The sequence below is a fragment of the Devosia epidermidihirudinis genome (assembly GCF_000971295.1).
GTDB lineage: Bacteria > Pseudomonadota > Alphaproteobacteria > Rhizobiales > Devosiaceae > Devosia > Devosia epidermidihirudinis.
In genome coordinates this window covers 1-539 of record NZ_LANJ01000032.1, presented here as the reverse complement: position 1 = coordinate 539, position 539 = coordinate 1, and the positions used below count along the sequence as shown (strand labels likewise).

General features: G+C 64.2%; 2 protein-coding genes. One reads left to right on the top strand and one right to left on the bottom strand.

Annotated elements, in window-relative coordinates; translation table 11 throughout:
* Positions 1 to 320: A24 family peptidase (locus tag WH87_RS14405; RefSeq protein WP_046173266.1), on the bottom strand; the 320-nt coding region annotated here is incomplete at its 3' end.
* A gap of 19 nt (positions 321 to 339) precedes the next feature.
* Between WH87_RS14405 and WH87_RS19850 the strand changes: the two genes are divergently transcribed.
* The coding region (locus tag WH87_RS19850) for a hypothetical protein (protein WP_046173265.1) at positions 340 to 539 on the top strand (200 nt) is incomplete at its 3' end.

Here is a 539-nt window from a genome sequence, read left to right as displayed (position 1 = left end):
GCCATCAGCATCGACAGGAAGGCCGGGAACGGCAGCCACAGCGCCAGTGCGACGATGAGCTTCACGTCGCCGCCGCCCATCATCCCGAAGTGGAAGGCGACCAGGAATACCGCGAACACCGCCAGCGCGCCGCAGATCTGCAACGCCATGTCGGGCCAGATGTCGAGGCCGTGGGCATACCACCAGACGGGGGCCAGCAACGCGACCGCGGCGTTCTTCCAGTTCGCAATCTCGCGCGTCCGGGCATCCTCGATTCCCGCGGACACGAGCAACCCGCCGAGCACGAAAATCAAAATTGGCAGAGCAATATTCCATCCCATCGGCTAGGCCCTAACGAAGATGGCTTTCGAAAAAGTAACCGTCCCGAGCGAATTCCTCGACAATTCCGCGTGCTATGCGGGGAGTGAGGCTGCCGCTGCGGTTCGGCGGACGATTCCGGCGGGTGCTCGCATCGGCTATTGGGTGGCCTCCGATGGCTGGAAGCTGCGCCGCTTCGACTGGCCCGCGGCGAACCCGCGCGGCCGATTGCTGTTCCAGAC